Raw genomic sequence first — 12,006 nt, 5'->3', positions numbered from 1 at the left:
AACGCCCCCGCCGGGCGCTCCGCCTCCGGGAACGCCCCCGCCGGGCGCTCCGCCTCCGGGAACGCCCCCGCCGGGCGCTCCGCCTCCGGGAACGCCCCCGCCGGGCGTGCCGCCACCGGGGACACCGCCACCAGGAGCGCCGCCGCCGGGGACGCCGCCGCCGGGAACTCCGCCCACGGGGCCGACGGTGGGCACGCCGCCGACCGGAATGGCCGGAATGCCTTCGCCGCACTTCGCCACGCCGACCGTCGGCACGGTCACGAGCAGGCGCTTGGTCCTGGCGTCCCAGGGCGACACGATGACGGCGAGAGCCTTCGACGGGATCACGACGGTCTGCAGCGGGCCGATGGCGAGGACACCGCCGCCCAGACTCGTGTCGAACCAGCCGAATCCGAAGCTCTTGATCGAGGTGTTCTTCAGCTCCCAGTACGCCTCGACCCCCTTGCACCTGTAGATCAGGACAAGCGGGTTGACGTCGATGTCCTTGATTCCGTTGACCTGCTTGTCAAACGGGATCTTGAACGGCAGCAGATCGAGGTAGTTGTCGAGATCCCTGTCGCCGGTGCCGACCAGACCGGAATCCTTCGTGACGCCCGACCCGACCGCGCTGCGCGCTGTCGATGAGGCACCGGGGCTGGCCCCCGCGCTCGTCGCGCCCCCGGGCGCAGGGGCCGGTGAGGCGTCCACGTCGACGTCGATGTCAGGCACGGCGACACCGCCGGACGTGGCCGCCGATGCGGTCGTGGTCGGCTTGTCCTCGGCTGACGCGGCGGCCGGCGCCGGCGGGAGAGGCGTGGCGGATCCGGCGACCGCGGTCGCCGACGCCGGCGTCGAGGCCGGACTGCCGGCGACCGCCTCGGTCGCCGTGGGGTTCGGCGTCGTTGCCGATGCGGGTGTAGCCAGCACAATCACCGCCGCCCCGAGAATGCCGGCCGCCATGGCCCGCGATCCGGTCCTGCGCATAAATCCGTCCCCTCGACATCTGCCGGGCCGAAAAGCCTCGACGGGAAGCCTTGATCGAGAAAGAACGTAGCAACGCATCGGCCGGCACGAAAAGGCCGGGTCTGCTGTAGCGGGGCCGTTGGGGGCGGGAATTACCTTTTAGTGGGAAGCCGGGGGTGCACTTCTGAGCCTCCTATTGCCCGTGCGCGGCGGTCCGGAGAAGTCGTTCGGAAAGAGCCGGCGCGGCGACGTGCGCGAAGCTGTCGACGGCCGGAGGTCATCCCGGTCGACGGGTCGGGGCGGAGAGCGGGCCCGGCCGCCGGTTTTCGCCTCCGCGCCGACGCGGGGCAGAAAACGTTTCCACCGCTGGACTGTGCACCGCGAAGTGCTGCGCGAGTGCCGGCGCGGCGCGCCGTCCGGTTGCGTATCCGACGGACCTGGGGTGGCCGCGGGTGTGCTCGTCCTGGGCGCAGCGGTGCGGCGGCGAGGGGTCCGGGCAGGTTCCGCCGGCCGGCCTCAGCCAGGAGTATCACCAGCTCACGGCCCCTGGGTGGCGAAATTGCGGTGGACCCCCGAACGGCGATACCCGCGCAGGTTCCCCTGGCGGGGTATCCCGAGGACAGGCGTCGACCGCACGGGAGCCACCCTGGCCGACGGCCAGGCCGCGGCGACGCGGCTTTATCAGATCTGTCGAGGTCGCTGGCGGGCTGTGACGTTCCTTGAAAAAGCCCCGATGCCGGGCGCGGGCCCGCTGGTCAGGGTGAGAGGCGTTCGACGACCCACAGATCCGCTCCCTCGGTGACCCGCCGGTAGCGCAGCCGGTCGTGCAGGCGGTCGGCCCGCCCCTGCCAGAACTCCACGGTCTCGGGCACGAGGCGCAGACCGCCCCAGAACGGCGGAGTCGGCACCGGCGTGCCCGCGGGCCATCGCCGGGAGAGCTCCGCGGTGCGGGCGTCCAGCACCTCGCGGGACTCGATCACCTGCGACTGGTGGCTGACCCAGGCACCGAGTTGGGATCCGCGGGGGCGTGAGGAGAAGTAACGCTCGGTTTCGGCCGTGCTGACGCGCTCGACCGCTCCGATTGCGACCACCTGGCGTTGCAGGCCGTACCAGGGCAGAACGAGGGAACCGAAGGGATTTTCCGCGCTCTCCCGCGCCTTGCGCGAGGTGTAGTTGGTGAAGAGCACGAAACCGCGGTGGTCGAAACCCTTGAGGAGTACTGTGCGGGCGCTGGGCTGGCCGGTGGCCGAGGCGGTGGCGAAGACAGCGGCATTCGCCTCGGGGAGACCCACGTGCGTACCGGCGTCGCTCGCCTCGGCGAACCAGCGGGCGAATTGCTCGACCCACGTGAGCGCCAGCTGCTCCGGCTCCAACCGGCCCGCCTCGTAGCTCCGCCGAAGCTCGGCGGGGTCGGGCGGGGTCACCGTACTGTTCTCCGGGCGGGGCCTGGGGTGCGGCGTCGGTCCGGCATTCGGAGTGGTGGACACCCCTGGATCGTGCCAGGCGCCGCGGACCGTCAGCCGAGTTGACGCAGGATCGTCGCGATGCCGCGATCCCAGTCGGTGGTCAGGTCGATGCAGGGCCGGCCGCCCAGCCGCGTGGGCCCCTCGGTGCCGGACAGAACCGCCGGGAGCAGGCCGATTCCCCGCGTGTTGAGTTCCACGGCCAGGGACGGCAGGAAATCCTGCGCTATCCAGGGTGCGTGTATTCCGAGGGTCGAGTGGCCGAGTACAAGATAGTTCGCGCTGGCGAGAGTTTCATTCATGAACATGGGCACGACGTCGCCGATGCGTATCTCCCAGCGGTCGAGGTGCACCGCGTGACCCACGGCGCTGATTGCTCGTCCCAGCCGCTCAGCGGTGGCGATGTCCGCCGCGCGATGACTGATGAAGACGAACGCCATGGTCCCCCCGAGGTCTCCCGTTTCAGGCTGATGCCTGCCATGACCGTTGGGCATTCGCGGTATGCGCCCGGGATGACCGTAGCCGGTGGTGTTCCGCCGGCGGGGATCGTCCCCCTGACTAGCGATAGGCAGTTGCCCGCAAATAGCCATCTAATTGGACAAAGTGACTTCAGTTTGCGCTACACCTTGGTGCTCGCGTGGTCAGTCATTTACCTAGCGTGAGCATCGAGGGTCTGGTGGCGATCGGACGGCGCGCGGGTGGCCGTGGTGCTCTGGCGCCGCCGGAGGAGCCGGGGCAGGATCGGATGGAGCAGGACCGACGGGGCAGGACCTTGACGGCCGCCGGTTGAACCAACGGACAGAAGCGGAGATCCGGACTCGATGGCCGAGAAGACAAGCGATTTCAAGCCCGGTCTGGAAGGCGTGATCGCCTTTGAGACCGAGATCGCCGAGCCGGACAAGGAGGGCAGCGCGCTACGGTACCGCGGCGTCGATATTGAGGATCTCGTCGGCAAGGTGGACTACGGCCACGTCTGGGGGCTGCTGGTCGACGGGTCGTTCGAACCCGGTCTGCCGCCGGCCGAGCCGTTTCCGGTGCCGGTGCACTCCGGTGACATCCGGGTGGACGTGCAGAGCGCGCTGGCGATGCTCGCGCCCTACTGGGGGCTCGGGCAGCTGATCGACATCAGCTCGGAACAGGCCCGCGACGACCTCGCCCGGGCGTCGGTGGTCGCGCTGTCGTTCGTCGCACAGTCCGCCCGCGGTCTCGGCCAGCCGGCGGTGCCGCAGAAGGAGGTCGACAAGGCCCGCACGATCACCGAACGGTTCATGATCCGGTGGCGTGGTGACCCGGACCCGAAGCATGTCCAGGCCATCGACGCCTACTGGGCGTCGGCCGCGGAACACGGCATGAACGCGTCCACGTTCACCGCCCGGGTGGTTGCCTCGACCGGTGCCGACGCGTCCGCCGCGCTGTCCGCCGCCGTGGGTGCCCTGTCCGGGCCGCTGCACGGTGGCGCGCCATCCCGGGTGCTCGCGATGCTCGACGAGGTCGAGCGCACCGGGGACCCGCTCGGATATGTCCGCCGGGCGCTGGACCGCAAGGAGCGTCTGATGGGGTTCGGGCACCGGGTCTACCGCGCGGAGGACCCGCGCGCCCGGGTGCTGCGCCGCACCGCGCGCGACCTCGGATCCGACCGGTACGAGGCGGCCGAGGCCCTGGAGGCGGCGGCCATCGAGGAACTGACCAACCGCTTCCCGGACCGCCCGCTGCGCACGAACGTGGAGTTCTGGTCCGCTGTGGTGCTCGACTTCGCGGAAGTGCCAGCCCATATGTTCACGTCCATGTTCACCTGTGCACGTACCGCGGGCTGGAGCGCCCACATTCTCGAACAGCAGCGCACCGGGCGGCTGATCCGTCCGTCCGCGCGGTATGTCGGCCCCGCGCCCCGCCCGCTCGGTGACGTTCATCCGGGGGTGCCCCGTGGCTGACACCGCCGTGGCCCCCGCGATCGAACTGCCCGACAGCCTCCGCCCGGTGGACGGGCGCTTCGGCTGTGGCCCGTCGAAGATCCGTCCCGAGGCGGTCGCGGCGCTGGCCGCCAGCGGGCCGACCTACCTGGGTACGTCGCACCGGCAGAAGCCGGTGAAGGGCCTGGTAGGCCGGGTTCGGGCCGGTCTGGCCGAGCTGTTCTCCCTGCCGGCCGGCTACGAGGTCGTGCTCGGCATCGGCGGCGCGACCGCGTTCTGGGACGCGGCCGCGTTCAACCTGGTCCGCACCCGCTCCCAGCATCTGGTCTTCGGGGAGTTCGGCGGGAAGTTCGCCGACACGACGAAGGGCGCGCCGTTCCTGGCCGATCCCGCCGTCGTGTCCTCGGCGCCGGGCACGCATCCCGACTGGGCGCCGGAACCCGGCATCGACGTCTACGCCACCCCGCACAACGAGACGTCCACCGGGGTTGCCCGGCCGGTGCGCCGCCCGGTCGGTGCCGACTCCGGCGCGCTGCACCTGGTCGACGCGACCTCCGGGGCCGGCGGCCTGCCGGTAGACGTCGCCGAGACCGACGTCTATTATTTCGCTCCGCAGAAGTGCTTCGCCTCGGACGGCGGCCTGTGGACGGCGCTGATGTCGCCGGCCGCCATCGAGCGGCTCGCCGAGATCGCCGCGACCGACCGGTGGATCCCGCCGTTCCTCGACCTGACGACCGCGCGGGACAACAGCGGCAAGGACCAGACGTACAACACCCCGGCGGTGTCGACGCTGTTCCTGTTCGCCGACCAGATCGAGTGGATGCTCGGCCAGGGCGGCCTCGACTGGTGCGTGCGGCGCACCGCCGAATCGTCCTCGACCCTCTACACCTGGGCGGAGAAGACGGCGTACACGACGCCGTTCGTCGTCGACCCGGCGCAGCGTTCCCAGGTCGTCGTCACCATCGACTTCGACGGTGTCGACGCGGCGGCGGTCGCGAAGGTGCTGCGCGCCAACGATGTCGTCGACGTCGAGCCGTACCGCAAGCTCGGCCGCAACCAGCTGCGCGTCGCCTGCTTCCCGGCGGTCGACCCCGCCGACGTCGAGGCCCTCACCGCCAGCATCGACTACATCGTCGAGCGCCTCTGACCGGAGTTTCTCCGCTACGTGCCGGCGGGCCGCGGACTTAGCTTTTCCTCGGCCCGCTGGTGCGACCGGTTATGTGATCAACCAGCGTCACCACCGAACTGGACGGATTCGGCCCGCATGCTCCAGGCACACACGCGGGTGCTGCTTGGGCCGCTCGCGAGGAGGCGGCACTGTTTCTGTCGAACGGAAAACTGGTTGGAAGATTTTTGTTGTCTGGATGTCCGTAACGGCGGACCATCCGGCGTAAGTTCGCTCTTTCGATGTGGCCGGTGTGATTTTCATAGTGCCAGAGCAGCCAGACTTCGAAACACGGGTTGCTGATCGCAAGCATGACCCCAGATTTCGCCGCGAGAGAGATGCTCTGCCGCAGCTTCGCATGGGCGTCGACGTCCACCACACACCAGCACCCATCTAGGTCGTCGTCGCGGTCGCGATAAGCAAGAGCCTTCCGTACGAGTGATTCTGGATCCTTGCCGATCCCGATGACCTTTGCGCTGACCACTCGAGCGCCTGTCTCGCGCAGCGTACGCACCAGCCCATTGAAGTACTGGTACTCCGTGTTTTTTCCCTCGGTTACGATCAGGATCCGAGTGTGTTCTCGCCGAGCGCCGCGTCTTCGCCGTAGATCGCCGTTGCCGGTTGTGGCGTCCGTGGGCTCATGTCCTGGCCCCGCCGAGGACCTCGCTGAGAGCATCCGGGTCGATAATCGGTATTGCTCCATAACGTCCGCCTAGATAGCGCCTGGAGAAGTTGTCCGACGCGCGAGTGGGGTACTCGGCCAGCGAGTACAGCTCGGTCGCTCCGTCCGCGTCTTTCTCCGTGAACCAGATCTCCGCCGGCTCGAGGGTCACAGGAGATTCCGGACTCATGAACGCGGTGCCGTGTGTGGTGAAGACCAACTGCGCTCCGCTACGGTTGATCTCCGAATCCTTGAACATACCAATGAGCGCGGCTGCCAGGTGCGGATGAAGACTCGCGTCCAGTTCGTCCACAAGCAGCACGCCGCCGTGCTGGAAGGCGTGCAGCGCAGGCATCGCCAGCGCAAGCCACGCCAGCGTGCCGCTACTCTGGTCGTCCTGCGGAATCTCGAAGTCGGCCTCGTGCTTCGTCGCGTGAGTGAAAGTGAGGAACCTCTGGCCTTCGCCGAGTGCTTGCGTGTCTACTTCTTTAGGGCCAAGCGCAGCAAGTAGAATCGCCTTTTGGCGGGCGGAGATCTTTTTCGTCTCTGTTCTTACGCCAACGATTCCAATGTCGGCCATTTTCGGTAGGGCAATCGCATTCTTTTGGGAATCTTCCCGCTCGATCTGTTGCATAATCATTGCAAGTGGAAAATTTTTATCGAACTCATTGTATCGTGCATAGTAGAATTGCTGTACGATATTTTGGTGAATCATCTTGAGGAGTTTATGTTCGGCGTTGGCGGCAACCGAAAGAAAAAGGGTGCGCGGTCGCACCAGGCTTGACAGTGCCGCGTTCTCGCCGCTGAGGTTCCGGCTGAAGATAATGGATACATTTTCGGGACCGTGTCGAACGAAGAGTCGTCGGCGTCGGCCCTCGGGGTAGCTGAAAAGCCACTCCTCGTGCACGCCACGTTCGGAGCAGCGGAAGCCGTAATCGTAGCGGACGCCACCCTCCACCAGTGAGAACTCGTAGAACGAGGGGCCGCGATCCTCGGTGGGAACGAGCAGGAAAGGTTGGAATGGAAAGACTTCCCGCTCGGCCCAGGCCGTTGCGGATTTGCGGACCGCGCCGATGGCGAAGTCGATGGCGTCGAGCAGGTTGGACTTGCCTGCAGCGTTGGCCCCGTAGATGGCTGCGACACGAGTCGTGGCGGCGGCCCAGTCGCCGCCTGGGGGAGTGATTGTTCGCAAGGAGGGTGAGACGAGCGAGAGTTCCGCTTCGTCCCGGATCGACCGGTGGTTCGCCACCCGGAAGCGCAGAAGCATCCTCGGCGTCCCGTGGGCTGCAGTTTCGGGCTGGGAAATGAGCAAACTTCGCCGTTTCGGCCACGGTGACTGCACTCGATCGTACCGTTCGGGCTGGCTGTCGACCAGCGCTTCCCGCCTGGCTGGGCACGAACGCGTGAGAGACCACGATGTTCGCGAGGCTTCCGACGGGCAGCGGGGTCGTGGCTCTGGGCGGCGTGCGCAACGGCGAGGGGCCGGTGAGCTGGTAGGCTCACCGGCCCCTCGGTGGGCGATTCGAGGCCCCGTACTCTCCATGCGGGGAGCAGGAACGTGGGCCTCAGCGCAGCGGGCGCTCCGGGGCGGCCTGCGCGGCCTGGGCGGCGATCGGGTCGCTGTCGGCGTCGCTGCCCGCGGCACGCTTGTCCATCGGCGTGTACGGGCGCTGGTCGTAGCCGACGTAGAGCTGGCGCGGGCGGGCGATCTTCTGCTCGGGGTCGAGCAGGCCCTCCTCCCACTGGGCCAGCCAGCCCGGCATCCGGCCGATCGCGAACAGCACCGGGAACATCTCCACGGGGAAGCCCATGGCCTGGTAGATGATGCCGGTGTAGAAGTCGACGTTCGGGTAGAGCTTGCGGGAGACGAAGTACTCGTCCTCCAGCGCGATCCGCTCCAGCTCCATCGCCAGGTCGAGCATCGGGTTGGTCCCGGTCACCTTGAAGACCTCGTCGGCGACCTGGCGGATCACCCGGGCCCGCGGGTCGTAGTTCTTGTACACCCGGTGGCCGAAGCCCATGAGCTTCTTCTTGCCGTCCTTCACCTTGGCGATGAAGGCGGGGATGTTCTCGACCGAACCGATCTCGGCGAGCATCCGCAGGACCTGCTCGTTCGCCCCGCCGTGCAGGGGGCCGTAGAGCGCGGCGATGGCGGCGGCGGCGGCCGAGAACGGGTCGGCCTGCGAGCTGCCGACCGCGCGCATCGCGTTGGCCGAGCAGTTCTGCTCATGGTCGGCGTGCAGGATGAACAGCACGTCGAGGGCGTGCTCGAGGTTCGGGTCCGGCTCGTACTTGAGCTCGGTGGCCTTCCACATCATGTTGAGGAAGTTGCCGGCGTAGGACAGGTCGTTGTCCGGGTAGACGTACGGGAAGCCGACCGAGTGCCGGTACGAGTACGCCGCCAGCGTCGTGATCTTGGCGATCAGGCGCACGATCTGGAGGCGGCGCAGGCCCGGGTCGTCGATCGTCTTGGCGTCCGGGTAGAACGTCGACAGCGCGCCGACCGTGGACACCAGCATGCCCATCGGGTGCGCGTCGTGGTGGAAGCCGTCGATGAACTTCTTGATCGACTCGTGCACCAGGGTGTGGTGCGTGATCTCGTCTTCCCACGTCGACAGCTCGTCGGACGACGGCAGCTCGCCGGCCAGCAGCAGGTACGAGACCTCGAGGAAGCTGCTCTTCTCGGCGAGCTCCTGGATCGGGTAGCCGCGGTAGCGCAGGATGCCGGCGTCGCCGTCGATGTAGGTGATCGCGCTGCGACAGCTGGCGGTGTTGGTGAACGCCGGGTCGTAGGCCATCAAACCGAAGTCGTCGTCGCCCGTCTTGATCGAACGAAACGCGCTCGCGCGTACCGTGCCATCCGAGACCGGGATCTCGTAGGTCCTTCCGGTTCGGTTGTCGGTAACAGTCAGTGTGCTGACCTGCTCGGACACGCCGGGCTCCTCTCGCGGTGGCGATGCCGTCGGTAACGGCTCTGGCCCCAGCCGGGGCGCGCATCCGGATACGGAGCGCTCACGCCGGTTCGCTGGCTCACTATGTTCTTCCCAAGTCTGGCCGCTCTCGCCTGCACATGCGCGTGATCGGTGAGCCTCATCCCACGTGGGCTGCGCCACCCCCGATCGGGCGGCCGCGCTCGCCACCTCTGCCCCGCGGTGGGGCACGCTGGGTGAGTTTCCGGCGAGACTGCGAGCTGGTCCGTTACCTACCCGAACGGGGAGGTGTCTGTCGCCTGGCCGCCACGTACACCGGTGGCCGCCGGGCCGGTGGGCCGCCCGGCCGCGGCAAGCGGTTCCCCGGTCCCGACGCCGGCGGCGCGCAGCCAGGTCAGCACGGCGAGAACTCGGCGGTTGTCGTCCGCGGAGGCCGGCATCCCGAGCTTGTTGAACACCCCCGCGATGTGGTTCTCGACGGTCTTCGGCGCGAGATGCAGCCGGCTGCCGATGCCCTGGTTGGAGCGCCCCTCGGCCATGTGCCCGAGCACCGAGCGCTCCCGGGGGGTCAGTCGGGCCAGCTCGTCCGAGTGGCGCCGATGGGCGAGCAGGCCGGCGACGATCTCCTCGTCGAGCACCAGCCGGCCCTCGGCAACCCGCCGCAGGGCGTCCTGCAGCGCCCCGACGTCGTCCACCCGGTCCTTCAGCAGGTAGCCGAGGCCTCCGCTGCCGTCGCCCAGAAGACGCAGCGCATAGGGCGTCTCGGCATAGGTCGACAGCATCAGGACAGCGGTCCCGGGATGCTGGACGCGGATCCGCTCCGCGGCCACCAGACCCTCGTCGGTGAACGTCGGTGGCATCCGAATGTCCAGGATCACCGCATCCGGCCGGGTCTCCGGCAGACCTTGTACCAGCTCGTTCGCATCGGCGTACTGTGCGACGACCTCGACGCCCGAGCTGGTCAGCAGCATCGCCAGACCCTCGCGGAACAACGTCGAGTCATCCGCGATCACTACCCGCATGGATCGATCCCCCCTTCGTCGAGCGGTACTACATGTCGCACCCTTGGCGCGGTGACGGCGGTGCCGCTCCATCCCGACGACGCCGTGGCGGGTGGGTCGCACGGAATGTCCGCGACGAGCCGGGTGCCGCCACCGGACGGGCTGGTGATCTCCAGGGTGCCACCGAGGGCTCGTACCCGGTCGGTGAGGCCGGCCAACCCACCACCGTCGACCGTCGTGGCGCCGCCCTTGCCGTCGTCGGCGACGACGGCGCGGACGACCTCGCCGACGCGGCTGACCGTCACCACCGCGTGCGCCGCGCCGGCATGCTTGACCGTGTTCGTGAGCGCCTCGCAGATCGTGTAGTACACGCCCGCTTCCAGGACGGCGCTGAACCGCTCCGTCGTGACGTCCAGGCCGACGTCCAGCGGCAGCGTGTTCGTGACGGCCTCCAGAGCCGGTCGCAGGCCACCCTGGCTGAGCTGGGCCGGGTGGATGCCCCGGGCCAGGCTGCGCAGATCCGCGAGGGCATGGCGCAGGTCCTCCCGGGCAGCATCAATGGCCGAGATCGTATCGGGATCGGTTGCCTTCGTCCGGGCGAGTCCGAGTCTGGTGGCCAGAGCCAACAGGCGTTGTTGGGCGCCGTCGTGCAGATCCCGTTCGAGCCGTCGACGTTCGTGCAGGCCCGCCTCGACGAGCCGGGCGCGGGAGGAGCGAACCGCGTCGAGCTGCGCGGCCACCGTGGCGTGCAGCCGGGCGTTCTCCAGCGCCAGCACGCAGGTCTGCACCGCGGCTGTGACCAGGTCGCGGTTTCGGCGCATCGCCGGTGCGGCGATGATCATCGCGAGCGGGCTGCCGGTCGACGTTCGCAGTTCCGTGATGACGTCCGCCGCGTGCGGACCAGGTGGTCGACGGGTCGTGCCGGTGGCGTCGACGTGGTGTTCCTCCTCGGGCAGCCAGAGGAGGATCTCGGCGGAGTCGTCGTCCAGGGCGTTGCGCAGCGCCGACTGCACCGCGCCCACGGTCGGCGGGTTCGGCAGGGTGGCGAGCTGCTGCGCGATCCGGGCCCGGACGAACACCCGGCGCAGGACCGCCGCCGCGAACGCCAGCGGGATGGTCAGCAGCGTGAGCGACACGGCCGCGAACTCCGGGCCGATGTAGGGGCTGCTCGGGTTGTAGGCCACGGCATTGATCGTCGCCGCGATGAGGAAGGCCACCAGCAGCGCGAGCGCCACCGGCCGGAAGATCCGTCGGTCGAGTTCGGAGTACCGCCGCAGGCGGTTCCGGACGACCAGCAGGAACAGGACGCTGAGCGCGACCGTCAGGACATCCAGCACGTCGACGACCAGATGGAACGTGCCGATGTCGATCGGTGAGCCGTACCACCAGACGTCCGAGTTCTCCCGATACCCGAACCAGGCGGGCCGGGAGATGCCGATCAGTCCCAGGCTGGCCAACGGGATGATCAGCACGGCCGCGGCGAGCAGGGCCCGCTCGCCGTTGTTGCGCAGCCGACCGGTGGGGTAGCGCAGGACGCCCCAGCCGATGCAGATCCAGAAGTGCGAGTAGGCGAAGGTCGACAGCAACGCTGACGGGCCCGTCTCCCAGCCCGCCGTCCACGACAGCGGCCAGAGCAGGCCGCCCAGCGCGAGCGCGCCGGTCACGCTGCCGAGCGTCTCCTCGCCGTTGAGCATGGCGGCGGTCAGCACGAAGGCCAGTGCCACGGCCACGTTGACGCTGGCGGCGAACGGGCTGGGCCCGAAGGACCGCCACTCGCAGGCGATCGAGAGGGCAGCCGTCACCGACCCGCTGACAGCCAGGCACAGGGAGCGGTGCTTCGCGGCGCAGGCGGAGAGGCGGTCGGGGAGGCGCGGATGAGGCACGTCAGTCGACGCTATGTGGCCAGAAACTCACCCGACAAGGGTCGCACACGC

9 protein-coding genes and 1 pseudogene are annotated in these 12,006 nt (G+C 68.5%); 2 read left to right on the top strand and 8 right to left on the bottom strand.

From position 1 onward, the window contains the following. The 3 genes and pseudogenes from MXD60_RS11020 to MXD60_RS11010 all read right to left on the bottom strand — a co-directional run. A pseudogene (locus tag MXD60_RS11020) lies at positions 1-939 on the bottom strand (hypothetical protein); the annotation flags it as partial. A 758-nt stretch (positions 940-1,697) separates the two neighbouring features. Further along, complete coding sequence (pdxH, locus tag MXD60_RS11015) at positions 1,698-2,366, bottom strand: pyridoxamine 5'-phosphate oxidase (RefSeq protein WP_248818921.1); 669 nt, start codon at positions 2,364-2,366, stop codon at positions 1,698-1,700. Between the two features lie 92 nt (positions 2,367-2,458). Continuing rightward, a complete protein-coding gene (locus tag MXD60_RS11010; protein ID WP_248818920.1) occupies positions 2,459-2,845 on the bottom strand; it encodes a toll/interleukin-1 receptor domain-containing protein in 387 nt (128 codons plus the stop codon). A 381-nt stretch (positions 2,846-3,226) separates the two neighbouring features. Here MXD60_RS11010 and MXD60_RS11005 point away from each other — a divergent pair, with 381 nt between their 5' ends. Together MXD60_RS11005 and serC are read left to right on the top strand one after the other, a co-directional pair. Continuing rightward, positions 3,227-4,336, top strand: a complete 1,110-nt coding sequence (locus tag MXD60_RS11005; protein WP_248818919.1) for a citrate synthase 2 — start codon at positions 3,227-3,229, stop codon at positions 4,334-4,336. After that, on the top strand, positions 4,329-5,462 hold the full coding sequence (gene serC, locus MXD60_RS11000) for a phosphoserine transaminase (RefSeq protein WP_248818918.1): 1,134 nt from the start codon (positions 4,329-4,331) through the stop codon (positions 5,460-5,462). The genes MXD60_RS11005 and serC overlap by 8 nt, the downstream gene beginning before the upstream one ends. 37 nt (positions 5,463-5,499) lie before the next feature. Here serC and MXD60_RS10995 read toward each other — a convergent pair whose 3' ends face one another. The 5 genes from MXD60_RS10995 to MXD60_RS10975 form a co-directional block, all read right to left on the bottom strand. Continuing rightward, on the bottom strand, positions 5,500-6,156 hold the full coding sequence (locus MXD60_RS10995) for an RloB family protein (protein ID WP_283098185.1): 657 nt from the start codon (positions 6,154-6,156) through the stop codon (positions 5,500-5,502). After that, positions 6,119-7,408, bottom strand: coding sequence for an AAA family ATPase (locus MXD60_RS10990; protein WP_248818916.1), 1,290 nt, complete (start codon positions 7,406-7,408; stop codon positions 6,119-6,121). The genes MXD60_RS10995 and MXD60_RS10990 overlap by 38 nt, the downstream gene beginning before the upstream one ends. A gap of 298 nt (positions 7,409-7,706) precedes the next feature. After that, a complete protein-coding gene (locus tag MXD60_RS10985; RefSeq protein WP_248818915.1) occupies positions 7,707-9,074 on the bottom strand; it encodes a citrate synthase in 1,368 nt (455 codons plus the stop codon). A 269-nt stretch (positions 9,075-9,343) separates the two neighbouring features. Continuing rightward, complete coding sequence (locus MXD60_RS10980) at positions 9,344-10,093, bottom strand: response regulator transcription factor (protein WP_248818914.1); 750 nt, start codon at positions 10,091-10,093, stop codon at positions 9,344-9,346. Continuing rightward, positions 10,084-11,955, bottom strand: coding sequence for a sensor histidine kinase (locus tag MXD60_RS10975; RefSeq protein ID WP_248818913.1), 1,872 nt, complete (start codon positions 11,953-11,955; stop codon positions 10,084-10,086). The genes MXD60_RS10980 and MXD60_RS10975 overlap by 10 nt, the downstream gene beginning before the upstream one ends. Positions 11,956-12,006 lie beyond the last annotated feature (51 nt).

This window comes from Frankia sp. AgB32 (assembly GCF_023243045.1).
Classification (GTDB): Bacteria; Actinomycetota; Actinomycetes; order Frankiales; family Frankiaceae; genus Frankia.
This window is presented reverse-complemented; position numbering and strand designations above follow the sequence as displayed.

Excerpts from the sequence above, each read along its gene's own strand:
- MXD60_RS11010 (WP_248818920.1), bottom strand. The coding sequence starts at position 2,845 with ATGGCGTTCGTCTTCATCAGTCATCGCGCGGCGGACATCGCCACCGCT.
- MXD60_RS11005 (WP_248818919.1), top strand. The coding sequence starts at position 3,227 with ATGGCCGAGAAGACAAGCGATTTCAAGCCCGGTCTGGAAGGCGTGATC.
- MXD60_RS10995 (WP_283098185.1), bottom strand. The coding sequence starts at position 6,156 with ATGCTCTCAGCGAGGTCCTCGGCGGGGCCAGGACATGAGCCCACGGAC.
- MXD60_RS10990 (WP_248818916.1), bottom strand. The coding sequence starts at position 7,408 with ATGCTTCTGCGCTTCCGGGTGGCGAACCACCGGTCGATCCGGGACGAA.
- MXD60_RS10980 (WP_248818914.1), bottom strand. The coding sequence starts at position 10,093 with ATGCGGGTAGTGATCGCGGATGACTCGACGTTGTTCCGCGAGGGTCTG.